1 protein-coding gene is annotated in these 1,325 nt (G+C 38.7%); it reads right to left on the bottom strand.

Annotated features, from left to right (window positions below; all coding sequences use genetic code 11):
- Positions 1–240 precede the first annotated feature (240 nt).
- A complete protein-coding gene (locus JIG41_RS01580) occupies positions 241–1,257 on the bottom strand; it encodes an IS110 family transposase (RefSeq protein ID WP_063527454.1) in 1,017 nt (338 codons plus the stop codon).
- Positions 1,258–1,325: the final 68 nt, after the last annotated feature.

Below are 1,325 nucleotides of genomic sequence, written 5' to 3'. Positions count from 1 at the left end.
TTTGGACAGAATGTATGGTACGCCCCGTTTTGCAAGTTAATAACTAAAAATAACGGAGATGGTTTGCGCTAATGTATTCAGAGTCTATTAGAGACTAACATTAGTCCCAGCTCTACGATGAGATCTGCGCCAGATTGTCCTCAAAAACGAGAAAGCATTTTTCTTGCTGAACTGTCCACAAGGTCTTCAATCTGGTGGTCTAACCGTTTTGTCATCATTAATTATCATATGCAAACTGACTTAAACTCTAATTTCAAAAGGCTTCTTCGTGGTCATTACAGACCAAGCTATTCTTGCTATTTTATTTGCTAAAGCTACAAGCGCCACATTAAACGGCTTTCGACATTTTAAATCTATCAACCATGTTCCAAAGAACTTTTCTGCTGTTTTATCTCGCCACATAACGGCACGAGCTGCGTGAATAAATAACTCTCTAAGCTCCTTATTCCCTCGCTTAGAAATACCTAGCATTCTGGGCTTTCCTCCCGTTGAATATTGAAATGGCACTAACCCCAGCCAAGCGGCAAAATTACGTCCATTATCAAAATCCTGTGGACTACCAACTGCTGATATACAGCATGATGCAGTCATAGGTCCAACACCTGGAATTGTTTGTAATAACTTAGCTATATCGTTTTCTTTATTTAACGCTAATAACTTATCTTCTTGAGCTTTAATCCACACATTTAGTTGATTGTAATATTCATATTGAGTTGTTAGCTCTGCAATCAATAGCGGTGGCAACACTTCATTTTGATCAGCTATCCATTGGAACAAGTTTTTCATTTGATGATGGCCTCTCGGAAAGCTAAGTCCAAATTCCAGTAGTATCGAGCCAATTCGGTTCATACAGGCGGTTCTTTCTTTAATATAGCCAGAACGAACACGTCTAATAACTATACCTAGTTGAGCTTCTTCTGTTTTGACTGAAACAAACCTCATGTTTGGCCTTGTTGCAGCTTCTGCAATCGCATCTGCATCAATGTAATCATTCTTATGGGTCTTAACATAAGGTTTAACATATTGAGCTGGTATTAGCTTAACCTCATGTCCAAATTGTTTGCATTTCCTTGCTAACCAGTGAGCACCGCAGCAAGCTTCCATTGCAATAACTGTTGATTCTTGGACAGATAGAAAATCGACTAACTTTGCTCTGGAGTATTTATGACGAAATATTTCACGACCAGAATAATCGTGACCAATTAGGTGAAAGGTTGATTTACCTAAATCAATACCTATGACTTTTGCAACTGACATGATGGTTTCCTCCTGTAATAGCCAACACTATGAGTTTAGCTAATGGGTGGGGCGTACCATCTAATTAA

The sequence above is a fragment of the Pseudoalteromonas sp. bablab_jr011 genome (assembly GCF_016464045.1).
Classification (GTDB): Bacteria; Pseudomonadota; Gammaproteobacteria; order Enterobacterales; family Alteromonadaceae; genus Pseudoalteromonas; species Pseudoalteromonas lipolytica.
Note: the sequence above shows the minus strand (reverse complement) of the source record. Positions and strands in the feature narration are given on the sequence as shown.

Coding starts and splice junctions, on each gene's coding strand:
- JIG41_RS01580 (WP_063527454.1), bottom strand. CDS start 1,257: ATGTCAGTTGCAAAAGTCATAGGTATTGATTTAGGTAAATCAACCTTT.